This window comes from Mycobacterium sp. (genome assembly GCF_052144515.1).
In the GTDB taxonomy this organism is placed as follows: domain Bacteria; phylum Actinomycetota; class Actinomycetes; order Mycobacteriales; family Mycobacteriaceae; genus Mycobacterium.
In genome coordinates this window covers 14,933-37,727 of sequence record NZ_JBKQQD010000307.1, presented here as the reverse complement: position 1 = coordinate 37,727, position 22,795 = coordinate 14,933, and the positions used below count along the sequence as shown (strand labels likewise).

Sequence of the window (22,795 nt, the reverse complement as noted above, 5' to 3'; positions counted from 1 at the left end):
TCAGCGTCAACGTTCACGTTGATAGCTGTGTCTTTCCGCAGCTCCGGGCCCTGATGGCGTAGGTTTATTAGCGCGATACGCACGAGGAGGACGAACGATTCCAGCCACACGCCCGCAGAGCGACAACGCACGTCGGCGCCATGAACGGCGCAACGCCGACCGCCGAGCCTCCGGCGAGCGGTGGCAAACCATCCTCAAAGGAGCTGCCGAGGTCTTCCGCCGTGAAGGATTCGCGCGAGCACGCCTCGAAGACGTCGCTGTCGAGGTCGGCATCAACCGTGCCTCGCTCTACTACTACGTCGGCACCAAGGAGGAGTTGCTCGTCGCACTGATCGAGCAGCCGGCCTACACGATGACCCGGCACTGTCGCGAGGCCCTTGAGTCCGATGCGCCGGCGGACGAGAAGTTGCGGCGCGCACTGCGGGCCTACATCGAGGATCTGGTCGCCAATCCGGAAGTCTTCCTGCTGTTCAGCGAAAGCCAGCACCTTGCGGCCATTCCCGAAGCGCGTGACATCGTCACCAACGCCGACGCGTACGGCAAAACGCTGCTCGCGATTGTCGAGGAGGGCATCGCGTCGGGCGTCTTCCGCAAAGACCTCGACCCGCGGCTGGTGATGCTCGGCATTCTGGGCATGCACAACTGGATTCACCGCTGGTATGTGCCCGGTGGACGCAACACGCTGACCGAGATCGGCGATGCCTTCGCCGCCATGGTGCTCTCCGGCCTGCGCCCCTGAATCCGCGAACTGTACGCAATCGAGGCTTCTGATTGAAGCTTGAGCTGCTGGATTGACGGGTTTCAATAGGGACTACGGCGGCGTTTCGGGCGCCGTTTGCGGCTTTGTATGCAATTACGCCCTTCGGTCCCACCGCTGGTGTGAACCGGTCGGGTCGTGTACAAGAGTCTGGTGGAGGACCCGCCCCCCAGATCTTTCGACGCGTCGGTGCTGCGCGAAGCGATGGCCCGACGGTTGCATCGCCGAGCCGAGGCCGAAGGCAAAATCACGGTACCGGCGGTTCCCAGCCTGGTCGATGAGTACGTCAAGATGTGCGAAAAGGTCTTTGCCGGCATGGGCATTCAGTACACGGTCGAGCAATCCGCTCAGCTCAAGAGGGTGCTGAAGGGCGAATTAACGAAGGCCTACAAGACCTCCCCTCGTTCGGTCGTCGTCATCGAGTTCAACGCGCCCTGGGGCACCACCCTCAACTATCGCGTCAAAGCGGATTGGCTGACGATCGAGGAGGATTACGACCGCTGGGTTGCGGTTCGCCCGCCGCCGCTCTTCGGCAGCGAACCGGACGCACGGGTGTGGGCGCTGGCCGGCGAAGCAGCCGATCCCGCCACCTACCGCGTGCTCGATATCGGCGCTGGTACCGGGCGCAACGCCCTGGCCCTGGCGCGACGCGGGCACCCGGTGGACGCGGTCGAGATGACCGCAAACTTCGCCGACACCATTCGCTCGGAGGCCGGAAGCCAATCTCTCGACATCCGCGTCATCCAGGGCGATGTCTTCACGGCCACGGATGGTGCCGAGTCGGAATATCAGCTGATCGTGGTCTCGGAAGTTGTTCCCGACTTCCGCACGCCGTCGCAGTTGCGCGGGCTGTTCGAACTCAGCGCCCAGTTGCTGGTTCCCGGCGGACGCTTGGTGCTCAACACCTTCTTGCCGCGCCCCGGCTACACCCCCGACGACGCGGCGCGCGAACTCGGGCAGCAGTTCAACAGCATGATCTTCACCCGCGACGAAGTGACCGGTGCCGCTGACCAGCTACCTCTTGAGCTCATTGCCGACGACCCCGCCTACGAGTACGAGAAGGCCCACCTGCCCGAAGGCGCTTGGCCGCCCACGGGCTGGTTCGACGGATGGGCCAGTGGCCTCGACATCTTTGACGTCGAGCGCGAGGAATCCCCGATCGAATTGCGCTGGCTCGTCTACCGGAAAACGGGTTGAGGCGTCAGGTCACCGATCGAGATCCCACTGCCCATAGTCGGGCGCAAGGACGTCGTCGACGTCCACGTTGATGCCGCCCAAGAGGGGACCGTTGATGATCGCCTGGTAAAGCACCGCCGTGGGCTCGCGCTCGCCATTCGACCATGCCTTCGTCTGCCACGCCCACCGGAACCCCGGGGTGGTGGAGTGCCCAATCACACCGTCCCTGACTGCCCACCCACACGCGTTGGAGTGTCCGTAGATACCGGTGCGCTCCACGCCCAGTACCGAGTTGATCCCCCGAAACCATTCGACCGCAAGGCTATTCCACGTGTCGAGGTCGATGTTGTCGTCGACGCTGAAAAAGATCGGAGCCGAATTCGTGCCACCGGCCGCACCGTGCAGGCGCAACGCCGTCTGAGCGTCGGCCACGCCGCCGTCATGCCCGCGGGTGAAATCCGACGGTGTGGGCCAACCTGGCTTGCCGTACTGGAAGTTGCTGACGATGTGTAGCCCCGCTGCGCGCAGCGCGTCCGCGTAATCCCGGGTGATCGGCTTTGCCTCGAAGTGCGCGCCCGGGCGCTCTTCGGACACGTAGTTGACCACTCCGTCATAGCCGGCCGACTTGATTTCATCCGGCGCGATCCTGCGCTCCGCAAAATCGATCAGCCTCGTGGCGGCGGCTGATGCTCTAGGCCCGCCGGGCGTTGCGGCAAGCGTCCCCAGGCTGAGCAGAGCCGGTGAAAGCGCATACTTGAAGACGTCGCGTCTCGAGACGGATCGCCGTCCGTCGCGTTCACCTGAAGTAGCCGAACCGGGCACCGCGCGATGGTAGCAAAACCGCAGGAGCACCTGTTCCGGCCGCCGAGCGGGAGTATCGACTACCTCTGCCGATCCGAAGAACCGGCCCATGACATGCTGGTTCAGCTGATTGCGTGGCGCGTGGCGGCGGTGTCCCGGGGGGCCCGCGTTGCGTCGATTAGGTGATCGAACTATAGTCTGGACAGGTGTCCAGTTTGCTATCGCGGAGTCGGGAGTCCGGTTGATCGCGATGGATGGGGGGCACACTTCCGCCGTCGTTCATCCAGCGCAGAAGGGTTGAGTATGCGGATTGCCCTGCTGTCCTATCGGAGTAAGACCCATTGTGGCGGACAGGGCGTCTATGTGCGCCATCTCAGCCGCGGTTTGGTGGAACTCGGCCACGACGTCGAGGTCTTCTCCGGCCAGCCCTATCCGGACCTGCTCGACCCGCGGGTGCGCTTGACCGAAGTACCCAGCCTTGACCTCTATCGTGAGCCCGACCCATTCCGGGTGCCGCGACCCAGCGAGATCCGCGACTCGATCGATCTGTTGGAACTTGCCACCATGTGGACCGCGGGCTTTCCCGAACCACGCACGTTCACAATGCGTGTCGCGCGGCTATTAGCCGACCGTGCGGGCGATTTCGACCTAGTCCACGACAACCAGAGCCTGGGAACCGGGCTGCTCACCATTGCCGACGCCGGCCTGCCGGTGGTGGCCACGGTGCATCACCCCATCACCCGCGATCGGGTGCTCGACCTGGCAGCGGCACGATGGTGGCGAAAACCATTGGTGCACAGGTGGTATGGATTTTCCAATATGCAGAAGCAGGTGGCGAGCCAGATTCCCGACCTGCTGACCGTCTCGTCGTCGTCTGCGGCGGACATCGTGACCGACTTTGGTGTCTCGCCGGATCAACTCCACGTGGTGCCGTTGGGCGTGAACACCGAGTTGTTCAAGCCGGGATCGCTGCCGCGCCAACCTGGCCGGGTGATGGCCATCGCCAGCGCCGACACCCCGCTGAAGGGCGTCAGTACCCTGCTTCACGCGGTCGCCAAACTTCGCACGAGCCGGGATCTCGAGTTGCGGCTCGTCGCCAAGGTGGAGCCCAACGGGCCCACCGAGAAACTCATCGCCGAGCTGGGTATTTCCGACATCGTCCACATCAGCAATGGGCTGACCGATGCCGAGTTGGCGGCGCTGTTCGCATCCACCGAGGTCGCCTGTATTCCGTCGCTCTACGAAGGGTTTTCGCTGCCGGCGGTGGAAGCCATGGCGAGTGGCACTCCGATCGTGGCCAGTCGGGTGGGCGCGTTGCCGGAAGTGTTGGGGACGGATGGCGCGTGCGCGGAACTCGTGCCGGCTGCCGACGTCGATGCGCTGACCCACGCGATCGGCGAGCTCCTCGACTCGCCGGAAAAGCGCCGCCGCCTGGGGAACGCCGGCAGGGTACGTGCGGTCAACGTGTTCAGCTGGGAAGCCGTGGCCGCCCAAACCGTGCGGGTCTATGAGCGGGCAATCGCGCGAAAGGCCGTCTCCGAAGGCGAATCGCAGTGCTGACAGTCGATTTCGACCGGCTGGGCATCGGGGCGTCCACCAGGGTCATCGACGTCGGTTGCGGAGCCGGCAGGCATGCCTTCGAAGCCTATCGGCGCGGCGCCGACGTCGTCGCGTTCGACCAAGACGAGTCCGAACTGCGCTCAGTGGACACCATCCTGCGGGCGATGGCCGAAGACGGTGAGGCGCCGCCTACGGCGTCGGCCAAGGTGATCGTCGGTGACGCGCTGAGCTTGCCGTACCCCGACGAGACCTTCGATTGTGTCATCGCCTCCGAAATCCTGGAGCATGTGCCCCACGACGACGCCGCCATCGCCGAACTGATCAGGGTGCTCAAAGTCGGTGGCACACTGGCGGTCAGCGTGCCGCGGTGGCTGCCCGAGCGGGTGTGCTGGTTACTCTCCGACGAATACCACAGCAACGAGGGCGGCCATGTGCGTATCTACCGGGCCAGCGAATTGCAGGACAAAATCGCCAGCGGCGGAGTGGAATTAACGCATTCCCACCATGCGCATGCCCTGCACTCGCCGTTCTGGTGGCTGAAATGCGCTGTGGGCGTCTCGAAGCCCGACCATCCCGTGGTCGCCGCGTATCACAAGCTGCTGGTGTGGGATCTGATGCAGCGTCCGAAGATAACGCAGGTCGCCGAGTCACTGCTCAACCCGCTGGTGGGCAAGAGCGTGGCTATGTATTTCATCAAGCCTCAGACGGCAGAAAGCCAAGCGACAATGGGACGTTCAGTTGCGTCGGTTTAACTCGCCGGCGGTTCCGGGCGTGCTCACTCGCGAGCAGTGCAGGCAAACCGCAGAATCTATCGCCGCCGCGCAAGAACCATCGGGCGCTATCCCCTGGTTCGTCGGCGGGCACACCGATCCATGGGATCACGTGGAATGTGCGATGGCACTCACCACGGCCGGATTGCTGGAGCCGGCGCGGGCCGCCTTCGAGTGGAGCCGTCAAACGCAACGGCCCGACGGCTCCTGGCCCATCCAGACCCGTTCTGGCACAGTCGAAGACGCTAACAGCGACAGTAACTTCTGCGCCTACATCGCCGCCGGCGTCTGGCACCACGTGCTGATCACCGGCGACAAGTCTTTCGCCGCGACGATGTGGCCGGTCGTGCACAAGGCGATCGACTTCGTTATCGACTTGCAGGTCGGTTACGGTGAGATCTGTTGGGCCCGAAGCGAATCCGGTGCCCTTCCGGAAGCACTGATGACCGGGTGCGCCAGCATCTTCCACAGCATCCGGTGCGCGCTGGCCCTTGCCGCCCTGATGGGCGAACCGCAGCCGGAGTGGGAACTGGCGCTGGGGGCGCTGGGCCACGCGATCGCCGCACATCCGGAGGCCTTCACCGAAAAGGACCGCTACTCGATGGACTGGTACTACCCCATCCTGGGCGGGGCGCTGCGCGGCCCGGTGGCCGCCGCGCGGATCAAGCAGCGCTGGGACACCTTTGTGATCGACGGTCTGGGAATCCGCTGTGTGAGCGACCGACCGTGGGTGACCGGCGCCGAGACGTGCGAACTGGTGATGGCGCTCGATGCCATCGGCCACCGGTCGGCCGCGCATCGTCAATTCGCCGCGATGCAGCACTTGCGCGAAGACGACGGCTCGTATTGGACGGGGCTGGTGTTCGCGGACGGGAAACGGTGGCCCGAGGAGTGCACCACCTGGACTGGGGCGGCGATGATCCTGGCGGCCGACGCGTTGTCGGACACCACCGCGGGCGCGGGGATCTTCCGGGGCGACCGCCTGCCGATGGGCCTGCAGACCGACTTCGATTGCGAATGTGTCGCTACTGGGCCGGGCCGCTGATACGCTCGAGCACCCGCAGCGACCCGGTGGCCGAGACTTCCCGAAACTGACCGGAATCGATTGCGCGGCAATAGATGTGATAGGGCGGCCGACCGCCGTCCTTCGGATCGGGAAACACGTCGTGGATGAGCAGCGCGCCGCCGACGGCGACCCACTTCGCCCAGCCGTCGAAGTCCTGATTAGCGGCGGCTTCGCTGTGGCCGCCGTCGATGAACAACAACTGCAGCGGCGACCGCCAACCCTTGGCCACGATCGGTGACTTGCCCACAACGGCGACAACGTGGTCGTCCAACCCGGCCGCGTCGAGCGTGCGACGGAAGGTCGGCAGCGTGTCGAACAGGCCGGTGACTTCGTCGACCAGCGACGTGTCGTGATACTCCCAGCCGGGCTGGTGTTCCTCCGAGCCGTGATGGTGGTCGATCGTGTACAGCACGCTGCCGGTTTGCTGCGCCGCCGCGCCGAGCAACAGGGTGGACTTGCCGCAGTAGGTGCCGATCTCGACAGCGACGCCGCCGTCGAGGTATCGCAGCGCCGCGTCGTGCAGCGCGCGTCCCTCGTCGGCCGGCATAAAGCCCCGCACCTGTTCGGCTAGCGCGAACAAGCGCTCGGTGGAACTTGCGTCGACATGGCTCATCAGCCGAACCTATCGGTCGACGTTTGGGCCCGGTCGGGTGGTAGCGCAGCTCAGTGAGTCAGGAGGGCGACCGCACTCCATCGCCAGCCGCCCGGGTTCCGCAGATCCGGCTGTGGCAGCCGCGCAAGCGGGCGCATGAACAGCGGGAGCCGACGGAGCCGGTGGGCCGCCACAAACGCCGATTGCGCTTCGACGACGCGCCAGCCGAGGTCTTCGAAGTAGGCGACTCCGTTGTCGGGTGCGAACTTGAACGGCGCATTCTGCAGCAAGCCGGCCATCTTCTTGTTCATCATCTTCTTCAGGCCCGGGAAGGCGAAGTCCAGCATCCACCAGGCGACCTCGGGTCGGGTCAGCGCTTCCGATAGTGTGGCGATGTCACGGTCTTCCAGATACATCGACAGGCCTTCGGTGAGCACTAGCGCTTTCGTCGCACCGGCCAGCGCCTCGTTGAGGAAGTCGTCTCGGGCGCGTGCGTCGGCCAGGTCGACGGCTGTCCGAGTCAACCGGCAGCGCGGTGTCTGGTCGGCGAGAAGCTCTGTTTTCTCCTTGAGCAACTGCGGAAGATCCGCCTCCACCCAAGCGAAATCAGACGGAAGGTCCAAACGATAGGGTCGCGTGTCCAGGCCGGCAGCCAAGTTCAACACCCGGTCGCAGCCGTCGGCGATCGATTGCGCAATGACGTCGTCGATGATCTTGGTGCGCGCGACGAGCCACCAACCGTTGCGGCTCGTGCGAGGAGTCCTGGCGACGATGGCGTGGCCCTGTTCACCGGCGAGGCGCTCGGCGAGCGGGTCGCTGAACAACGCATTCGGACGTGCCGTTTCGGCCGCGCGATACAACGCGGTCCATCGGGCGGTATCGGAAACGTGGGTGATGTGCCCAGTGCCTGACATACATTGCGTTATAGCACTCACCGACTCCCCGCCTTCCTCAGCTCGTGGGTGTCGCAACCAGGGCCGCCTTCGGTACGGTTCGCTCATGCCCGCTCGAAACCGTCGCTTCCTCCTCCGCGAACGCCCCACTGGACGCATCGGTCCCGATACCTTCGAACTCAGCGAGGAAGCGGTGCCCGAGATCGGCGACGGCGAGGCGCTCGTGCGAGTCGACTGGATCTCACTCGACCCAGCGAACCGTGGGTGGATCAACGACACACCGTCGTACCTGCCTCCGGTCGGCATCGGGGAGGTCATGCGCGGGGGCGGGCTCGGCGAGGTTGTCGCGTCGAAGAATCCGAACTATCCGGTCGGTCAGACCGTACAGGGTCTCGTTGGCTGGCAGGAGTACGCGGTGGTTTCGGACGCGATGCCTTTGTTCCCCGTCGATGTTGCCGAGGGTGTCTCGCCGTCTGCCTATATGGGTGCGCTCGGGGTGACCGGGCTCACCGCATGGATAGGGATCCGCGACATCGGCAAGCCGCAGCCGGGTGAGACGGTCGTCGTGTCGGCCGCTGCCGGCGCGGTGGGTTCGGTCGCCGGTCAGCTTGCCAAGGCCGACGGCGCACGTGTCGTCGGGATCGCCGGTGGCCCGGAGAAGTGCGCGTTGTTGACCGAGCAGCTCGGCTTCGACGCAGCCGTCGACCATCGCGCCGACGACTGGCGCGCCCAGCTCGCCGCGGCGACGCCCAACGGCATCGACGTCGACTTCGAGAACGTTGGCGGCGACATCATGGACGCGATCTTCGCGCGCCTCAATATCCGCGCGCGCGTGGCGCTGTGCGGCCTGGTCTCCGGCTACAACTCTGCCGACCCACCGCCGGGACCACGCGCATTCGGGAACCTGCTGATCCAGCGTGCGACACTGCAGGGCTTCATTGTGTTCGACCATTTCGGCCGCGCGCCCGAGGTGAGCGCTGAAATCGCCAGCCTGATCACCGACGGCAAGCTCATCCCGCTCGAAACGGTCGTGGAGGGCTTCGAGCAGCTACCGACGGCGATCAACATGCTGTTCGACGGCAAGAACGTCGGCAAGCTCGTCGTGAAGACGTCCGGCTAGGCGCGGTGCTACCGGCTCGACGCGGCGATGAGTCTTTGATTTCCAAACGCGCACCGTCTGTTTGGTGAGTCAGTCCTGCGCTTCGTACGTAACGTGGTACCAGTGCCGGACCGGCTTGTGGTTCTTGTCGGCTTGACCCGTGTCCGTCGCGCTCAGCACGTTGACGTCGGTCACGTCGGGATTGTGGGCCTCGATGTAGCGCTCCAGCTCGCGGACGAGCGCGCTATGCGGCAGATCGGGGTTGGCGAGGGCCTTCGCTGTGCGGGTTCGCGTCACGCAACTAATTATGCCGAGCACCGTGCAGGGGCGCTCAATGGAAGCGCTGCAGCGAAAGACCACTCCGCAGGAGGTGAAGCGGCTCAGCGAGTTTCAGCGCCAAGGTCAAATGGTTTCGCTGGACACGGCGAGCACTCATCAACAGGATCAGGCTCAGCGCTGCCCTGGCCAGCGCCGCGCGGGATGTTCGTTTCTTCCAGGTCGCAGGCGTCGAGCCCGCGCGGCGGCCGAAGTGGTAGCCGATACACAGTGCTGTCAGCGCTACACAGATAACCGCGATCGGCGTCATGAAGATGAGGGTCCTTTGTTGCTGTAGCGGGCAGGTCACGGCCAGCCAACAAGTAAGGCAAGAAGGGTGGGGCCGATCGCGTGATGCGGCGAACTACTAAGGTGCCCGAGTGTCGGTTTCCGGCGTTGTCTTGATCGTCTTGGCCGGGCTCGGCGCCGGTGCGATCAACGCGCTCGTTGGATCCGGAACCCTGATCACTTTCCCGACGCTCGTCGCTCTGGGCTATCCGCCGGTCACGTCCACCATGTCGAACGCGGTCGGGCTGGTGGCCGGCAATGCCTCGGGCACCTGGGGCTATCGCGCCGAGCTTTCCGGTCAGTGGGATCGCTTACGGTGGCAGATCCCGGCGTCGGTGACCGGAGCCGTGCTGGGCGCCTTCCTGCTTCTGCATCTGCCCGAGAAGGTGTTCGCTCAGGTGGTTCCGGTGCTTTTGGTGCTGGCTTTGGTCCTCGTCGTACTCGGGCCGCGGATCCAGGCGTGGGCGCGCCGGCGGGCCGAGGAGGCGGGGCGCTCCGCCGAGCACATCACCCCGGCGCGGATGACCGCACTGGTGGTCGGCACGTTCGCTGTCGGTGTCTACGGTGGCTACTTCACCGCCGCGCAGGGCATCCTGCTGGTTGGCGTGATGGGGGCACTGCTGCCGGAGTCCGTGCAACGCATGAACGCGGCGAAGAACCTCCTGGCGCTGCTGGTGAATATGGTTGCCGCGGCGGGCTATACGTTGGTCGCCTTCGACCGGATCAGCTGGCCGGCGGCCGGGCTGATCGCGGTGGGTTCGCTGGTCGGGGGATTTTTGGGCGCGCGCTATGGGCGTCGGCTGTCGCCGAATGCACTGCGCGCGACGATCGTGGTGGTCGGCCTGATCGGGCTTTACCGGCTGCTCACGGTGTAGGGCCCGGCCGCCGTGGGATCGCGAGATCTCTTCGCTTGACGCAATCAGCAAACAGCGGAGGACGCCGACCTTTATTGTCATCGCCAAGACGGCGCTGCGCGATTTCTCGTTCCGGTTGGAACCGGCGCTCCACCACTGACAAGGACGCCATAAATGTTGAACGAGGTCGCCGCCCCCAATCCCGGCGGAGTCCCCGAAGCTGCCTCGCATCTCCGCCGGGGCCTTTCCAACCGCCAAATTCAGCTGATCGCGATTGGAGGCGCGATCGGCACCGGTTTGTTCATGGGATCCGGGCGAACGATCTCCCACGCCGGCCCGGCCGTACTCGTGGTGTACGGAATCATCGGTTTCTTCGTGTTCTTCGTGCTGCGCGCGATGGGCGAACTGCTGCTGTCGAACCTCAACTACAAGTCGTTCGTCGACTTCGCGGCCGACCTGTTGGGGCCGGCCGCGGGGTTCTCGTCGGGTGGTCGTACTGGTTTGCCTGGGTTGTCACTGGTGTCGCCGAGATCATCGCGATCACCGGCTACTCGAAGTTCTGGTGGCCCGACTTGCCGCCATGGCTACCGGCCGTGGTCACGGTCGGTTTGGTTCTGCTATTCGACTTGTTCAGGGTCGCTAACTTCGGAGAGATCGAGTTCTGGTTCGCCTTGATCAAGCTCGCCGCGATCTTCTGCCTCAACATCGTCGGTGCGATCTTGGTGGCCACCAGCTTCGTTTCCCCGCACGGTGACCGCGCGACGATCGAAAACCTTTGGAACGATGGCGGATTCTTTGCCACCGGATTCATGGGCGTGATCAGTGGCTTCCAGATCGCGTTCTTCGCATTCGTCGGTGTGGAGCTCGTCGGCACCGCCGCGGCCGAGACGGCCAACCCGCGCCGCGCCCTCCCCCGTGCGATCAATGCCGTCCCGGTGCGCGTTGCGGTCTTCTACATCGCCGCGCTGCTGGCGATCCTCGTTGTCATCCCGTGGCGGCGGTTCTCCAGCGGCGAGTCGCCGTTCGTGATGATGTTTTCCCTGGCAGGTCTTGGCGCCGCAGCGTCGATGGTGAACTTCGTCGTGATCACGTCCGCCGCGTCGTCGGCCAACTCGGGCGTATTCTCCACCGGGCGCATGCTTTTCGGACTTGCCGACGAAGGCAGCGCGCCGTTGATCTTCGGCCGACTCAACCGCGGCGGTGTGCCCGCGCCGGCGCTGCTCGTCACGGCTCCGCTGCTGCTGCTGACTTCGGTCCCGCTGTTGTACGCGGGCGGTTCGGTGATCGCCGTTTTCACGTTGGTCACGACCGTCGCGTCGCTGCTGTTCCTGTTCGTGTGGACGATGATCATCGTCAGCTACCTGGTCTACGCTCGCCACTACGCTGACCGTCGCGCCGGCTCGACGTACAAGATGCCCGGCGGAGTGGGGAGCTGCTGGGCCGTCCTGGCCTTCTTCGTGTTCGTCATCTGGACGCTCATCACCGAACACGAAACCGCGATCGCCTTGGCGTGGTTCCCGCTGTGGTTCGTCGCCCTCGCTGTCAGGTGGCTGGTCGCTCGGCGCCGCCCGGGCCGTGCGGAGCGATACCGGCAGTTCCAGGCCGAGATGAACCAACCCTTGGACGTGAGGTAGCCGCGAGGTAGCGGGACGGCCACCACTGCTCAGCGGCGGGCCCGGACGGAGTTGTTGGGATCGGTAGCCACTCCGACGGTCTGTACTTGCCGTAATGACGACGCCAACAAGGCGGCGCATCACGAAAGGAAGACATCACATGCAACTCCTGCCGACCAGCATCCAAGAACACGTCAACCGCATCGATCGCCAACGCAGCCTGATGATCGGGATCAGCGCCGGACTCGTCGCGGCGTGGAGCTTCTTCCGCCTGATCTGGCTGCTGTACATCGCCGCCACTTTCGGTTTGTTCCTGGGCTCGCTGGTGTTCCAGTTTGTGCTGTGGGGCGTGGTCGGTACCGTCGCGGCGATCGCGGCCATCGCGTTGCTGACCCGCTATAGCAAGGGATCTTGACTCTCTCGCCAGACACCGGGATGGTTCCGAACCTGCCCTAGGTTCGGAACTTTTCGGTTTTGCGGTAGATTGCCGTCGCGACCGGCTCAGGAGGACGCGATGGCGTGCTGCGAATTCCCAACCGCTCCCGAGGGCTGCGACGGAGCCTTCACCGTCGACGCGTCCCGGGTCACCTTCGGGCGCGGCTGCCTGGCGGAGGTGGGTGACCGAGCCCGCGCGCTCGGGCTGCGGCGGGTGGCGCTGTTCTCCGACGCCACCGTGGCCCAACTGCCCATCTTCGCCAAGGCGCATGGTTCGCTTGTCGCGGCGGGGCTGGACGTGATCACCTACACCGACGCGCACGTCGAGCCCACCGACGCGTCGTTCCTCGATGCGGCGCGCTTCGCGCAAGAGTCGAATCCCGATGGCTACGTGTCGCTGGGCGGCGGATCCGTCATCGACACCTGCAAGGCCGCCAATCTGTATGCCACCTATCCCGCTGATTTCCTCGCCTATGTCAACAAGCCCGTCGGCGAGGGCAAACCCGTACCGGGTCCGCTCAAGCCGCACATCGCGTGCCCCACGACGGCGGGCACCGGCAGCGAGGTCACCGGCATCACGATCTTCGACCTGCTGTCGCTCAAGGCAAAGACGGGCATCGCTTCTCATGCGCTGCGTCCCACCGAAGCGCTCGTCGACCCCGACTGCACCGCGAGCCTGCCGCCCGAGGTCGTCGCCTCGGCGGGCCTCGATGTGCTGTCTCACGCATTGGAGTCCTACACCGCGAGGCCCTACGTCCTCCGGTCGGCTCCCGAACGACCGAGCCTGCGGCCCATGAGTCAGGGCGCCAATCCGTGGAGCGATCTGGGCTGCCGAGAAGCGCTGCACCTGTTGGGCAAGTACCTGGAGCGAGCGGTCAATGACGCCGCCGACACCGAGGCCCGCGAGCAAATGATGTGGGCCGCAACGCTTGCGGGCATCGCCTTCGGCAACGCGGGCGTTCACGCCCCACACGGCATGGCCTACGCGGTCGCGGGGCTGGTACGAGAATTTCGCCCGCCGGGCTACCCGGTCGACGAGCCGCTGGTGCCGCACGGGATGGCCGTGATCGTCAACGCGCCCTCGGCGTTTCGTTTCACGGCGGAGGCGAGCCCCGAGCGGCACTTGGAGGGCGCACGGCTGCTCGGCGCGGATACGAATGGCGCCGATGCCAAGGATGCGGGCGAGGTGCTTGCCAACGAACTCATCCGCGTCATGCGGGCGGTCGGCATGCCGAACGGGCTGAGCGGTGTGGGCTACACCGAAGACGACGTGGCGGCCCTGACGGAGGGGGCTTACCCTCAGCAGCGCCTGTTGCAGAACGCCCCGCGAGAGATGCCCAAACCGGTTCTGGCGGAACTGTTTCGGCAAGCCATGCGCTACTGGTAGCCAGCCAAAGTCAGCCGTCATGTATCGAATACGGCGGGTTCCCGGTTAAGCAGGGACACCGCACTGCATGTCAAAGATTATCGACCCATCAAGCTTGCGCAAGATAGATTCCGGGGATGGACCTTGACGGCAGGAAAGTTCTTCTCACCGGCGCGACGGGACGCCGCCAAAGTTCCCCGCTCGCTGGTGGAAGAGTTGTTCGCGGTAGGAACGCCAGATGAGGTCATCGCACAGATCGCAGAGTTCCGCGACCGCGGCATGCGCCATGTCGTGGTGGGCAATGGAGGCGCGCTTCAACCGAGTCTGCGCAAGAGCGCGGCGACCACCGCGCCGTATATCAAGGTGGTGCGAGGTTTGAGAAAGCTGTGATCCCCCAATGCCGATGATCGATTTGACGTTCGTGCGTGGTTCGTTGCACGACGAGGCCCTCAGCAAGCTGACCGACGAACTGGTAACAGCACTGCTGCGTGCCGAACGCGCCCCGGACACCGCGTTCATGCGGGATAACACGGTGGTCTACCTTCACGCGCTGGAGCCCGCCGCGCAGTTGCTGGGCTGGGTGGCCGCCAACCTGGCGAGCCCCGATTTCGGGCCGACATGACGGTGTTCGAAGGAGCGCTGAACAAAGAGCGCAAGGAACGACTCGCCGCCGATGTGCACGCGGCGATCTGCGCCGCGGCAGACATCGACCCGTCGGGCCCCCGCGCCTATCACGTGTGGACGTTGATTCACGAGATACCCGAAGGCAATTGGGCGGGCGCCGGCAAAATCGTCTACTAACAACAGGTGAAGGGACTCGTCGCAGACGAGTAGGCTGGCCGGCTAGTTGCTGAACACGGGCGCATACTTCATTCAAGAGCAATGATCACCATCGCACTGGTTTGCTAGCGCAAATCGCGTTTTAACTTCGTCCGGGGTGGGCTGCTATCGTCGCTTGCTTATGCGAGAGATGGATCGTCGCACCATGATGTTGGTGGCGGGTTTCGGGGGGCTGGCAGCCGCGGTTCCCACTCCCGCGGCGAGCGCTAACCCGTCCCGTCCGGCGCCGCCGCCCGCCGCGCCGTCCGGTGCCGGTGCCGGTGCCTACATATTCCAGGACGAGTTCGACGGCCCCGCCGGCTCGGCCCCCGACGGCTCGAAGTGGCACGTGGCGCGAGCCCGCGAGCCGATGAAAGATCCGACGTATTGGGAGTTGCCCGAGCATGTCGGGCAGTACCGGGACGATCGCCAAAACGTATTCTTGGATGGCAACTCCAACCTTGTCATCCGCGCCGCGAAGGACGGTCCCACCTTCTACAGCGGCAGGCTGACCAGCAACTGGCGTGGAGGCGTCGGCCACACCTGGGAGGCCCGGGTCAAACTCGACTGCCTGACCCCCGGCGCCTGGCCCGCCTGGTGGCTGGGCAACGACGATCCCGGTGGCGAAATCGACATCCTCGAGTGGTACGGCAACAGGAGCTGGCCCTCGGCCACCACCGTCCACGCGAAGTCGAACGGGTCGGAGTGGAAGACCCACAACATCGCGGTCGACAGCGGATGGCACACCTGGCGATGCCAGTGGGACGAGGCCGGGATCCGCTTCTGGCAGGACTACTCCGACGGCGCGCAGCCGTACTTCAACGTTCCGGCGAACTCACTGCCGGACTGGCCATTCAACAACCCCGGCTACACCGTGTATCCGGTCCTGAACCTCGCGGTCGCCGGTTCCGGTGGCGGCGACCCCGGGCCGGGGACCTACCCGGCGCAGATGCTCGTCGACTACGTCCGCGTCTGGTAGCGGGGGCCGATCACGAGCCGACCAACGCCGGGTGGAACTTGGCCGCCATCCGTCGCAGCCCGTCGCGCCAATCGACCGTGGTTTCGCCGATGAGCTCGTGCATCCTGCTCGCGTCGGTGGGGTTCCCGCGCAGCGCCTGCTCGCTCTCCTGGAATACCGGCTCCTTGCCGACGAGCGAGCCGAGATAGCCGCACCACTCTTGGATGCTGACGGTCTGGTGGCCACACCAGTTGACCGTGGTCGCCGGGATCGACGCCACCTCGAGCAGCTTCGGGAGGGTCGCGATGATGTCGTCCTCGTGGATCGGGTTGTAGCGCGCCGGGCCGCCGGGCGGAACCGGGATCGGGATCCCGGCCAGGATCATTTCCATGTGATAGAACGGCCACCCGCCGTTGTCGCCGTAGGGGACGTTGAGGCGGGCGATGGTTGTGGGCAGGCCCAGGACGCGCGCCATCGACCGGGCAACGACCTCGCCGGCGATCTTGGAGATGGAATAGGTGGGGAACAAGACCTTGTGGTTGTCACCGAGGGCGGCGTGCTCGGTCCGGGGTTCGTCGCCCGGCGGGTCATACACGGCCCCCGACGAGCAGTGCAGGAAGCCCTTGGCGCCGCGGCAGTGCGCCATGAGCAGGCCCACCGACTCCGCGTTGGCCCCGAGGTCCTTGTCCCAGCTGCCGCTCTTGGCCACCGCCAGGTTGAGCACGTAGTCGAAGTCGGACGGGATCTCGGTGAAGTCCCCCGCGGCCAGGTTGACCGTATGGCACCGCACCCCCGCCTTCTCGAGATCTTCCCGGACGGCGGGGTTGGTGAATCGGGCGATGCCCCAGACTTCGTTGTCGGTAGCGAGGGTCTTGGCGATGGGGGTGGCAACCTGGCCGGTCGGACCGGTGATGAGGATCTTGGAGCCGCGCATGGGCTGATGGTAGGCGACCTTCCGTTGGCCATTCGGCGGCCCCATGACTTACTATCTGCGTATGCATGCAGATAGTTGCACGAGCCATGTCCATGCGGACGGTCATCATCGTCCGCACGGTCTGCGCGGGACGATCAAGGAGATCGTGACTCCCCATTCCCACGATGCGGCTGACAGTGTCGACGATGCTCTGGAATCCAGCGCCGCTGGGATCCATGCGGTCAAGATCAGCCTGTTGGTCCTCGGGTTGACCGCGATCGCCCAGATCGTGGTGGTGGTCATCTCCGGGTCGGTGGCGTTGGCCGCCGATACCATCCACAATTTCTCCGACGCCCTGACCGCGGTGCCGTTGTGGATCGCGTTCGCGCTGGGCACCAAGGCCGCGACGCGCCGATACACCTACGGGCTCGGTCGCGCCGAGGATCTGGCCGGGTTGTTCGTTATCGCGATGATCACGCTGTCGGCGATCGTCGCGGGATACGAAGCGATCATGCGGCTGACCAATCCCGAACCGATTGAACACATCGGCTGGGTCGCGCTCGCCGGGTTGATCGGGTTCATTGGCAACGAATGGGTCGCGGTCTACCGAATCAGGGTCGGGCGGCGCATCGGCTCGGCCGCCCTGGTCGCCGACGGACTGCACGCCCGCACCGACGGGCTCACCTCCCTGGCGGTGGTGCTCGCCGCCGGCGGTGTCGCGCTTGGGTTCCCGTTGGCCGACCCGATCATCGGCCTGGTCATCACCGTGGCGATCCTGGCCGTGTTGCGCACCGCGGTGCGTGATGTGTTCCGCCGCTTACTCGACGGAGTGGACCCGAAAATGGTCGACACCGCCGAACAAGCGTTGGCCGCCCAGCCCGGGGTGCAAGCGGTGCGCAGTGTGCGGATGCGCTGGATCGGGCACCGCCTGCACGCGGACGTCGAACTCGACGTCGATCCCACCCTCAACCTGGGGCAGGCGCACCGCATCGCACACGACGCCGAGCACGAGCTCACGCACGCCGTCCCCAAACTCACTACGGCATTGATCCACGCCTACCCCGCGGAGCACGACCTCGCCGCGCCAGGAGGTGCGGCGTAGAGTCCACAGGGCCATGGTTGATGGGATCAACTTCGTCGACGCGAACGGGCTGAGATTCGCCTATCTCGAGGAGGGGTCGGGACCGCTGGTGCTGCTGCTGCACGGGTTCCCGGACACGGCGCACACGTGGGACGAGTTGCGCCCGCGTATCGCCGCGAAAGGGTATCGGGCGGTGAGCCCGTTTATGCGCGGGTACTCCCCCAGCGGCATTCCGGATCGCGACACCGATCAGGAGACCTTGGCACGCGACCCGCTTGCGTTGATCGAAGCGCTGGGCGCCCGCGAGGCCATCGTCATCGGACACGACTTTGGTGCTTCGGCCGCGTACGGCGCGGCCGCGCTCGGCCCGGATAGGGTGAAAAAGCTCTTCGCTATTGCCATTCCGCACCCGGCGGCGCTCAAGCCGTCGCCGAAGAAGCTGTGGGGCGTTCGCCACTTCGCGGTCTATAAGCTGCCGGGTGCACCGAAACGTTTCGCGCGCAACGACTTCGCCGCGCTGCCCGCCATTTGTCGGCGATGGTCTCCGACGTGGAATCCGGACCCAACGGAGTTCGACGCTGTGCGCGAGAGCTTTTCAGACCCGGCGAGCTTGAATGCGGCGTTCGGCTATTACCGAAAGCTCTCTCCCATACCCAGCGCATCGTTGAAGGCGCGGATCACAGTGCCGGTGGTCGCCTTTGCCGGGCTCGATGATCCGATGGCGGAGCCGTCGGACTATCGGGGCGCCGCCCGGATGTTCGACAATGAGTACATCGTCGAGGAAGTCCCGGGCGGGCATTTCATGCATCGGGAGCATCCCGAGGTGTTCGCCGAGCGGCTTTTGACTCATCTGTGAGCAGAGCGGAAGCGCTCCCAGCTAATTAAAAGGTGCATTAACCACCCCCGCAGGTCACTTAGAATTGTTTTAACGCCAGTTTCCCCATGCCGATCGGCCCGGTCCGAGGTCGCAGTTGCCCCCCAAGCGCATCCCCGGACCGGGCCGATCCTTTTCGCTGCGTGTCACCGCTGGCACATGAAGGTCGCCGTACGGTGAGGTGTGCGATGGATCGTCGACGGCATGAACGTGATCGGAACTCGCCCGGATGGTTGGTGGAAGGACCGCGGCGCTGCGATGATCGCGTTGGTGGACAAGCTCGACCGTTGGGCTGACGGGGCTGACGGCGACTTTGTGACGGTGGTGTTTGAGCGGCCCCTGTCGCAGGCCATCCCGACATCGCGGATCGAGGTAACGCATGCGCCTAGGGCGGCGGCCAATTCGGCCGACGACGAAATCGTGCGGCTCGTGCAAGCCGACGACCGGACGCACGAAATTCGTGTCGTGACATCGGACAAGGGGTTGGCCGACCGGGTCCGAAGCTTGGGTGCATCCGTCTACCCGGCGGATCGCTTTCGTGAACTCGTCGACCCGCGTGAGGTGCGATGAACGCCACAGTATTATCTGGCCCCGAGAGCCCGGCACCCAACCGGGTCTGCACGCTCGCCCGCATCGACATCCCGATCATTCAGGCGCCGATGACCTACATCGCCGGTGCGCAGTTGGCCGCGGCGGTATCCAACGCAGGTGCGCTGGGCATCATCGAGACCACCTCCGATCAGGGCCGTGCCGACCTCCGGCGGGTACGCGACCTCACTGACGGGTCGGTCGGAGCCAATATCGCCCTACTCTTCAACCGCGATCCGGGCATGGTGGACCTGCTCGTCGCCAACGGCATTCGCTTCGTGACCACTTCGGCGGGCGACCCCGCACTGTTCACGGCACGGCTCCACGACGCCGGCATCACGGTGTTCCACGTGGTGGGAACCCTGGCGGCGGCCAAGAAGGCCGTCGACGCCGGCGTGGACGGCCTTGTCGTCGAGGGCGTCGAAGGCGGCGGGTTCAAAAATCGGTTCGGAGCCTCGACCATGGTGCTGCTTCCGTTGGTGGCGGCCCATGTCGACGTGCCGATCGTGGCGGCCGGCGGGATCCGCGACGCCCGGTCGATGGCAGCGGCGTTTGTCCTCGGTGCCGAGGGCGTGCAGATGGGCACGCGGTTGCTCGCGTCGTCGGACTCGCCGGTGCACCGCAACCTCAAGGAAGCCGTTGTGCGCGCAGACGAGACCGCCACCGTGCTACTCCCCCTCGACGGCAAGCGGATGATGCGGGTGATCAGAACGGCCGCCGCGGAAAAGATCGACGCCTCAGCGTCTTTCGATGAGAGCGGTGCCGCCCTTCAACGTGTTCAGCGCCTCTACTCGACGGCGACATGGACGCCAGCGTCGCGAATACCGGTCAAGTGGCCGGGCGTATCGAAGACATTCCGCCGGCCGCCGACATCATCAGGCAGATGTGGACCGGGTGCCGAGAGGTGTTGGCCGCCACGGCGGATCGGCTGGGCCGGGGAAGTAAGACGCGTACAGGGCCTGGTGTCGGCGATCGGTGCCGCGACACTTAATCCACGTACACGACACGCCGGAAACAGCCGCGGCAGTTTAAGTCTCGGCGCAGGCTAGGCGTTCAGGGCTGCCAGAGCCGCGTCGTAATCGGGTTCCTGCGCGATTTCTGGCACCAGCTCCGCGTACGCGACATTGCCGTCGGCGCCAATCACCACGACGGCACGGGCCAGCAGCCCGGCAAACGGACCATCGGCAATGCTGACGCCGTAGTCCTCGCCGAAGCTATCCCGGAACGCCGACGCCGTCGTCACGTTCTCGATGCCCTCCGCGCCGCAGAAGCGCTTCTGCGCGAACGGCAGATCTTTTGACACACACACCACGGACACACCGCTTCCGCCCACGCGCTCGTTGAATTTCCGCACGCTCGTCGCGCAGACCGGGGTGTCCACGGACGGAAAGATGTTCAGCAACACGGGCTTACCGCTGAACTGCTCGCTGCTGACCGGGCTCAGGTCGGCGCCGGTCAGTGAGAAGCTCGGGGCCGAAGATCCGACGGCGGGCAGTTCGCCGACAGTGTTGATCGCGTTTCCGCGCAGGGTTATCTGTGCCATAGGCACACAGTCTGCCAAGGCCCGGGTGACCGCTGTCGGCCAGGTCCGGTATGTCCTGATTTGTGGGGTACATGGCGTAGACGACACGCCGTGGTCTGGCCAACACTGAGTCCATGGCTCGCAAGGTGGTGATCGTCGGCTTCCCCGGCGTGCAGGCGCTCGATGTGGTGGGGCCGCACGAGGTGTTCAGCGGCGCATCGCTGCTGACTAGGGGCGGATACGACGTCGTCATGGCCTCGATCGACGGCCAGCCGGTGACCACCGCGACCGGGCTGGGCTTCATATCGGTGCCGCTGCCGGAAGCCGGCGATCCTGTCGACACCGTCGTGCTGCCCGGCGGCGGCGGTGTGCATATGGCACGATCCGACGGCGAACTCGTCGACTGGATCAAAGCCGTCTCCCGCACCGCCCGCCGCGTCGTCACGGTCTGCACCGGCGCCTTCCTGGCGGCCGAAGCCGGCCTACTGGACGGCCACCGCGCGACCACGCACTGGGCCTTCGCCGAACGGTTGGCTAGCGAGTTCCCGGCCATCGACGTTGATCCAGACCCGATCTTCGTCCGTAGCTCGGAGACGGTATGGACTGCCGCCGGTGTCACCGCCGGAATTGACCTGGCGCTCGCGCTGGTCGAGGACGACCACGGCACCGAAGTCGCGCAAACGGTCGCGCGCTGGCTCGTCCTGTATTTGCGCCGTCCCGGCGGCCAGACCCAGTTCGCGGCGCCGGTGTGGATGCCGAGGGCCAAACGGAACTCCGTCCGCGAGGTGCAGGAAACCATCGAGGCTGAACCGGGTGGCTTACATAGCATCGATGAACTTGCCCGCCGCGCGGCAATGAGCCCACGCCATTTCACTCGGGTGTTCACCGACGAAGTCGGTGAGGCCCCCGGCCACTACGTCGAACGCGTCCGCACCGAAGCCGCGCGCCGGCAGTTGGAGGAAACCGACGACACCGTCGTGGCAATCGCCGCCCGCTGTGGCTTCGGTACCGCGGAAACCATGCGGCGCAACTTTATTCGCCGGGTAGGCATCTCGCCGGACCAGTACCGCAAAGCTTTCGCCTGACTAGTGAGGAACACCGATGACCCAAATCGCATTTGTCGCCTACCCCGGATTCACCGCGTTGGACATGATCGGCCCGTATGAGGTGCTGCGAAACCTGCCCGGGGCCGAGGTGCGGTTCGTCTGGCACGAAGCCGGACCAATCACCGCCGACTCCGGCGTGCTGATCATCGGCGCCACCCATTCGCTGGCCGAAACACCCTCCCCCGACGTGATTCTCGTGCCGGGCGGCCCGGCGACTCCGGTGCACGCACGCGACGAGGCGCTGCTCGACTGGCTGCGCCGGGCCCACCAGACCGCCAGCTGGACGACGTCGGTGTGTTCGGGCTCGGTGATCCTGGCGGCTGCCGGACTGCTGCAGGGCCGGCGCGCGACGTCACACTGGTTGACGATTCCGGCGCTCAAGGCATTCGGCGCGATCCCGGTCGCCGACGAGCGGATCGTGCACCAGGGCAACATCGTTACGAGTGCGGGCGTGTCCGCGGGGCTTGATCTCGCGCTGTGGCTGGCCGGGGAGATAGGTGGCGAAGGCCGTGCCAAAGCGATCCAACTCGCGATCGAATACGACCCGCAGCCCCCGTTCGATTCCGGTCACATGTCGAAAGCGTCGGGGACCACGAAAGCCGCCGCCACCGCGCTGCTATCCAAGGACAGCGTCAAGCCGGCCAACGTGAAGGCCGCGACGATGCTGGCATGGGACCAGGCCCTGGCGGCGGCGCGGTCGCGGCGACGGAAGCGTCCGGCCTAACCCGCAGTTAGGCCTTGGGCTGCAGAAACTCGTTAGACGCGAACTTGCCGCCGGCCTGCAGCCAGGCGCCGACGACACCGGGTGCATCACGGTCGGGGTTGTAGATGTCTTCCTCACTGGAAAACAGGCCGTCACCCGCGTAGACCAGCCGCGTCCAGTTCGGGAACCAGAAGGGCTCCCCGTTCTCGTCGGTCGGATGGTCGAGCAGGTTCTTGATCATGATGACCACGGCGTCGTTGTCGTCGTCGTAGGCAATCCAGTCCGAGGGAAAGCGCATGTGCGGGAAAGGGGCCATGACGGCGACGATCCAGTCGCGCACCTCTTCGCGTCCGTGATAAACGCCGTAGTGGTGCTCGGTGTAGACGACATCCTCGGTGAATAGGTCTGCAAAAGGCCGCCAGTCGCCCGAAGCGCTGCACCCCTCGACGACGGTTGTGTAGTGCCTGACAGCTTGCTCAACCTCAGCCCTGCTGAACTTGCCCATAGCGGACAGACTAGAACGTGTTCCGGTTTGTTGGCGACAAGATCGTCGCCGACGAATCGGCCCAGTCGGCTGGGTCGACCTCCAACATATAGTGCGGAGCGTCAATCGCCGATCAAATTCCAGACCGCACAAGAGTTTCAG

Annotated in this window: 26 protein-coding genes and 2 pseudogenes; 20 read left to right on the top strand and 8 right to left on the bottom strand. The window is 65.3% G+C overall.

What is annotated here, in order from left to right:
* Positions 1-25: 25 nt before the first annotated feature.
* Positions 26-739, top strand: a complete 714-nt coding sequence (locus ACLP9N_RS21040; RefSeq protein WP_442409245.1) for a TetR/AcrR family transcriptional regulator — start codon at positions 26-28, stop codon at positions 737-739.
* A gap of 171 nt (positions 740-910) precedes the next feature.
* Positions 911-1,954 carry a class I SAM-dependent methyltransferase gene (locus ACLP9N_RS21035; protein WP_442409235.1) on the top strand — a complete coding sequence of 348 codons (1,044 nt, stop codon included), beginning with the start codon at positions 911-913 and terminating at the stop codon, positions 1,952-1,954.
* Positions 1,955-1,963: 9 nt separating this feature from the next.
* Here the strand turns inward: ACLP9N_RS21035 and ACLP9N_RS21030 are convergent, their stop codons facing one another.
* Positions 1,964-2,845: a DUF1906 domain-containing protein gene (locus ACLP9N_RS21030; RefSeq protein WP_442409234.1), complete on the bottom strand. Its 882-nt coding sequence runs from the start codon at positions 2,843-2,845 to the stop codon at positions 1,964-1,966.
* 192 nt (positions 2,846-3,037) lie between these two features.
* Here ACLP9N_RS21030 and ACLP9N_RS21025 point away from each other — a divergent pair, with 192 nt between their 5' ends.
* Genes ACLP9N_RS21025 through ACLP9N_RS21015 form a run of 3 tightly spaced genes read left to right on the top strand, consistent with a single transcriptional unit; the run spans position 3,038 to position 6,109 of the window.
* Positions 3,038-4,294, top strand: a complete 1,257-nt coding sequence (locus ACLP9N_RS21025; RefSeq protein WP_442409233.1) for a glycosyltransferase family 4 protein — start codon at positions 3,038-3,040, stop codon at positions 4,292-4,294.
* On the top strand, positions 4,288-5,046 hold the full coding sequence (locus tag ACLP9N_RS21020) for a class I SAM-dependent methyltransferase (RefSeq protein WP_442409232.1): 759 nt from the start codon (positions 4,288-4,290) through the stop codon (positions 5,044-5,046). Before ACLP9N_RS21025 ends, ACLP9N_RS21020 begins: the two co-directional genes overlap by 7 nt.
* Positions 5,033-6,109, top strand: a complete 1,077-nt coding sequence (locus ACLP9N_RS21015) for a prenyltransferase (RefSeq protein WP_442409231.1) — start codon at positions 5,033-5,035, stop codon at positions 6,107-6,109. The genes ACLP9N_RS21020 and ACLP9N_RS21015 overlap by 14 nt, the downstream gene beginning before the upstream one ends.
* Here ACLP9N_RS21015 and ACLP9N_RS21010 read toward each other — a convergent pair.
* Positions 6,090-6,743, bottom strand: coding sequence for a class I SAM-dependent methyltransferase (locus ACLP9N_RS21010; protein WP_442409230.1), 654 nt, complete (start codon positions 6,741-6,743; stop codon positions 6,090-6,092). The two genes, ACLP9N_RS21015 and ACLP9N_RS21010, sit on opposite strands and share 20 nt — an antisense overlap.
* 50 nt (positions 6,744-6,793) lie before the next feature.
* A complete protein-coding gene (locus tag ACLP9N_RS21005) occupies positions 6,794-7,636 on the bottom strand; it encodes a class I SAM-dependent methyltransferase (protein ID WP_442409229.1) in 843 nt (280 codons plus the stop codon).
* Positions 7,637-7,721: 85 nt separating this feature from the next.
* Here ACLP9N_RS21005 and ACLP9N_RS21000 point away from each other — a divergent pair, with 85 nt between their 5' ends.
* Positions 7,722-8,735 (top strand): NADP-dependent oxidoreductase, encoded by a 1,014-nt coding sequence (locus ACLP9N_RS21000; protein ID WP_442409228.1) that lies wholly within the window; start codon positions 7,722-7,724, stop codon positions 8,733-8,735.
* A gap of 69 nt (positions 8,736-8,804) precedes the next feature.
* On the opposite strand, the gene ACLP9N_RS20995 is transcribed toward ACLP9N_RS21000, so the two are convergent.
* The gene (locus tag ACLP9N_RS20995; RefSeq protein ID WP_442409227.1) at positions 8,805-9,011 is read right to left on the bottom strand and encodes a hypothetical protein; all 207 of its coding nucleotides are present in this window, start codon (positions 9,009-9,011) and stop codon (positions 8,805-8,807) included.
* A 34-nt stretch (positions 9,012-9,045) separates the two neighbouring features.
* Positions 9,046-9,300 carry a hypothetical protein gene (locus ACLP9N_RS20990; protein WP_442409226.1) on the bottom strand — a complete coding sequence of 85 codons (255 nt, stop codon included), beginning with the start codon at positions 9,298-9,300 and terminating at the stop codon, positions 9,046-9,048.
* A gap of 109 nt (positions 9,301-9,409) precedes the next feature.
* Between ACLP9N_RS20990 and ACLP9N_RS20985 the strand changes: the two genes are divergently transcribed.
* From ACLP9N_RS20985 to ACLP9N_RS20950, 8 genes and pseudogenes are all read left to right on the top strand, one after another.
* The gene (locus ACLP9N_RS20985; protein ID WP_442409225.1) at positions 9,410-10,192 is read left to right on the top strand and encodes a sulfite exporter TauE/SafE family protein; all 783 of its coding nucleotides are present in this window, start codon (positions 9,410-9,412) and stop codon (positions 10,190-10,192) included.
* Between the two features lie 153 nt (positions 10,193-10,345).
* Positions 10,346-11,805, top strand: a pseudogene (locus ACLP9N_RS20980) (amino acid permease).
* Between the two features lie 139 nt (positions 11,806-11,944).
* On the top strand, positions 11,945-12,199 hold the full coding sequence (locus ACLP9N_RS20975; RefSeq protein ID WP_442409224.1) for a hypothetical protein: 255 nt from the start codon (positions 11,945-11,947) through the stop codon (positions 12,197-12,199).
* 99 nt (positions 12,200-12,298) lie between these two features.
* Positions 12,299-13,606, top strand: coding sequence for a hydroxyacid-oxoacid transhydrogenase (locus ACLP9N_RS20970; protein ID WP_442409223.1), 1,308 nt, complete (start codon positions 12,299-12,301; stop codon positions 13,604-13,606).
* Positions 13,607-13,729: 123 nt separating this feature from the next.
* On the top strand, positions 13,730-13,975 hold the full coding sequence (locus ACLP9N_RS20965; protein ID WP_442409222.1) for a hypothetical protein: 246 nt from the start codon (positions 13,730-13,732) through the stop codon (positions 13,973-13,975).
* Between the two features lie 7 nt (positions 13,976-13,982).
* Entirely contained in the window at positions 13,983-14,207 is a 225-nt protein-coding gene (locus ACLP9N_RS20960; RefSeq protein WP_442409221.1) for a hypothetical protein, read from the top strand.
* Positions 14,204-14,386: a tautomerase family protein gene (locus tag ACLP9N_RS20955; protein WP_442409220.1), complete on the top strand. Its 183-nt coding sequence runs from the start codon at positions 14,204-14,206 to the stop codon at positions 14,384-14,386. The genes ACLP9N_RS20960 and ACLP9N_RS20955 overlap by 4 nt, the downstream gene beginning before the upstream one ends.
* Positions 14,387-14,546: 160 nt before the next feature.
* Positions 14,547-15,383, top strand: a complete 837-nt coding sequence (locus tag ACLP9N_RS20950) for a glycoside hydrolase family 16 protein (RefSeq protein WP_442409219.1) — start codon at positions 14,547-14,549, stop codon at positions 15,381-15,383.
* Between the two features lie 10 nt (positions 15,384-15,393).
* Here the strand turns inward: ACLP9N_RS20950 and ACLP9N_RS20945 are convergent, their stop codons facing one another.
* A complete protein-coding gene (locus tag ACLP9N_RS20945) occupies positions 15,394-16,296 on the bottom strand; it encodes an NAD-dependent epimerase/dehydratase family protein (RefSeq protein WP_442409218.1) in 903 nt (300 codons plus the stop codon).
* A gap of 61 nt (positions 16,297-16,357) precedes the next feature.
* Between ACLP9N_RS20945 and ACLP9N_RS20940 the strand changes: the two genes are divergently transcribed.
* The 4 genes and pseudogenes from ACLP9N_RS20940 (at position 16,358) to ACLP9N_RS20925 (ending at position 19,809) form a co-directional block, all read left to right on the top strand.
* Positions 16,358-17,377 carry a cation diffusion facilitator family transporter gene (locus ACLP9N_RS20940; protein WP_442409217.1) on the top strand — a complete coding sequence of 340 codons (1,020 nt, stop codon included), beginning with the start codon at positions 16,358-16,360 and terminating at the stop codon, positions 17,375-17,377.
* 88 nt (positions 17,378-17,465) lie between these two features.
* On the top strand, positions 17,466-18,212 hold the full coding sequence (locus ACLP9N_RS20935; RefSeq protein ID WP_442409216.1) for an alpha/beta fold hydrolase: 747 nt from the start codon (positions 17,466-17,468) through the stop codon (positions 18,210-18,212).
* Between the two features lie 201 nt (positions 18,213-18,413).
* Positions 18,414-18,800, top strand: coding sequence for an NYN domain-containing protein (locus ACLP9N_RS20930; RefSeq protein WP_442409215.1), 387 nt, complete (start codon positions 18,414-18,416; stop codon positions 18,798-18,800).
* Between the two features lie 89 nt (positions 18,801-18,889).
* Positions 18,890-19,809: pseudogene (locus ACLP9N_RS20925) on the top strand (NAD(P)H-dependent flavin oxidoreductase).
* A gap of 54 nt (positions 19,810-19,863) precedes the next feature.
* Here the strand turns inward: ACLP9N_RS20925 and tpx are convergent.
* Complete coding sequence (gene tpx, locus ACLP9N_RS20920) at positions 19,864-20,361, bottom strand: thiol peroxidase (protein ID WP_442409214.1); 498 nt, start codon at positions 20,359-20,361, stop codon at positions 19,864-19,866.
* 113 nt (positions 20,362-20,474) lie between these two features.
* On the opposite strand from tpx, the gene ACLP9N_RS20915 reads away from it, so the two are divergent.
* Together ACLP9N_RS20915 and ACLP9N_RS20910 are read left to right on the top strand one after the other, a co-directional pair.
* Positions 20,475-21,425 (top strand): GlxA family transcriptional regulator, encoded by a 951-nt coding sequence (locus ACLP9N_RS20915; RefSeq protein ID WP_442409213.1) that lies wholly within the window; start codon positions 20,475-20,477, stop codon positions 21,423-21,425.
* A 16-nt stretch (positions 21,426-21,441) separates the two neighbouring features.
* Positions 21,442-22,170, top strand: coding sequence for a DJ-1/PfpI family protein (locus ACLP9N_RS20910; protein WP_442409212.1), 729 nt, complete (start codon positions 21,442-21,444; stop codon positions 22,168-22,170).
* Between the two features lie 7 nt (positions 22,171-22,177).
* Here the strand turns inward: ACLP9N_RS20910 and ACLP9N_RS20905 are convergent, their stop codons facing one another.
* Positions 22,178-22,654 (bottom strand): nuclear transport factor 2 family protein, encoded by a 477-nt coding sequence (locus ACLP9N_RS20905; RefSeq protein ID WP_442409211.1) that lies wholly within the window; start codon positions 22,652-22,654, stop codon positions 22,178-22,180.
* Positions 22,655-22,795: the final 141 nt, after the last annotated feature.

What these genes read in the sequence shown, in the direction of transcription:
- ACLP9N_RS20990 (WP_442409226.1), bottom strand. Translation starts at nt 9,300, where the DNA reads ATGACGCCGATCGCGGTTATCTGTGTAGCGCTGACAGCACTGTGTATC.
- ACLP9N_RS20910 (WP_442409212.1), top strand. Translation starts at nt 21,442, where the DNA reads ATGACCCAAATCGCATTTGTCGCCTACCCCGGATTCACCGCGTTGGAC.
- ACLP9N_RS21000 (WP_442409228.1), top strand. Translation starts at nt 7,722, where the DNA reads ATGCCCGCTCGAAACCGTCGCTTCCTCCTCCGCGAACGCCCCACTGGA.
- ACLP9N_RS21010 (WP_442409230.1), bottom strand. Translation starts at nt 6,743, where the DNA reads ATGAGCCATGTCGACGCAAGTTCCACCGAGCGCTTGTTCGCGCTAGCC.
- ACLP9N_RS20915 (WP_442409213.1), top strand. Translation starts at nt 20,475, where the DNA reads ATGGCTCGCAAGGTGGTGATCGTCGGCTTCCCCGGCGTGCAGGCGCTC.
- ACLP9N_RS20970 (WP_442409223.1), top strand. Translation starts at nt 12,299, where the DNA reads ATGGCGTGCTGCGAATTCCCAACCGCTCCCGAGGGCTGCGACGGAGCC.
- ACLP9N_RS20960 (WP_442409221.1), top strand. Translation starts at nt 13,983, where the DNA reads ATGCCGATGATCGATTTGACGTTCGTGCGTGGTTCGTTGCACGACGAG.
- tpx (WP_442409214.1), bottom strand. Translation starts at nt 20,361, where the DNA reads ATGGCACAGATAACCCTGCGCGGAAACGCGATCAACACTGTCGGCGAA.
- ACLP9N_RS20950 (WP_442409219.1), top strand. Translation starts at nt 14,547, where the DNA reads ATGCGAGAGATGGATCGTCGCACCATGATGTTGGTGGCGGGTTTCGGG.
- ACLP9N_RS21025 (WP_442409233.1), top strand. Translation starts at nt 3,038, where the DNA reads ATGCGGATTGCCCTGCTGTCCTATCGGAGTAAGACCCATTGTGGCGGA.
- ACLP9N_RS20940 (WP_442409217.1), top strand. Translation starts at nt 16,358, where the DNA reads ATGCATGCAGATAGTTGCACGAGCCATGTCCATGCGGACGGTCATCAT.
- ACLP9N_RS20945 (WP_442409218.1), bottom strand. Translation starts at nt 16,296, where the DNA reads ATGCGCGGCTCCAAGATCCTCATCACCGGTCCGACCGGCCAGGTTGCC.
- ACLP9N_RS21005 (WP_442409229.1), bottom strand. Translation starts at nt 7,636, where the DNA reads ATGTCAGGCACTGGGCACATCACCCACGTTTCCGATACCGCCCGATGG.
- ACLP9N_RS20955 (WP_442409220.1), top strand. Translation starts at nt 14,204, where the DNA reads ATGACGGTGTTCGAAGGAGCGCTGAACAAAGAGCGCAAGGAACGACTC.
- ACLP9N_RS20905 (WP_442409211.1), bottom strand. Translation starts at nt 22,654, where the DNA reads ATGGGCAAGTTCAGCAGGGCTGAGGTTGAGCAAGCTGTCAGGCACTAC.
- ACLP9N_RS21030 (WP_442409234.1), bottom strand. Translation starts at nt 2,845, where the DNA reads ATGGGCCGGTTCTTCGGATCGGCAGAGGTAGTCGATACTCCCGCTCGG.
- ACLP9N_RS20975 (WP_442409224.1), top strand. Translation starts at nt 11,945, where the DNA reads ATGCAACTCCTGCCGACCAGCATCCAAGAACACGTCAACCGCATCGAT.